The following is a 534-nucleotide window of genomic DNA, read 5'->3' on the forward strand; positions in this document are numbered from 1 at the left end:
CCAGCCCGACTCGACTAAAAGCGTGTTTAATCTCTAGCTCTGTTGAGTCTGCCGCATTCGTCGCGACATAAACTTTGTGGTATTTTGAAAGGTATTCGAGGGTTTCATGTGCGCCTGCAATAGGTTCTACCACTGGCCAATCGCACATTTTTCCTGATTGATCGGGGAAATCGACCATTAAGGTGTTTCCCCAATCAAATAGATACGTTTTTGTCATTATGCCTCCGTGCATAACCGTTTATCCATAGTTGGCTTATTCGTTTAATTCATCGAATGTAAGCCAATCACATTTCCCTCAGTATCCATGACTAAGCTGATAAAGCCAAACTCTCCAATCGCCATTTTGCTCAAATGAAGTGTGCCACCATTCATCAACGCACGCTTTTCTTCGATAGCGCAATCTTCACAGGAAAAATAGACAATGGTGCTATTTCCACCAGCCGCCATATCGTCCATCTTGACTAACGCGCCGGTTGCTCCGTAACTGCCCATATCATCGGAGAATACCCACATATCAAGCGGGATCCCACCGGG

At 45.5% G+C, this 534-nt stretch carries 1 protein-coding gene and 1 pseudogene; both read right to left on the minus strand.

Annotated elements, in window-relative coordinates; genetic code table 11:
- Positions 1-217, minus strand: a pseudogene (locus KIV40_RS31190) (HAD family hydrolase); the annotation flags it as partial.
- Positions 218-261: 44 nt separating this feature from the next.
- Positions 262-534: VOC family protein (locus KIV40_RS31195; RefSeq protein WP_285353176.1), on the minus strand; the 273-nt coding region annotated here is incomplete at its 5' end.

It is taken from the genome of Vibrio sp. D173a (assembly GCF_030248475.1).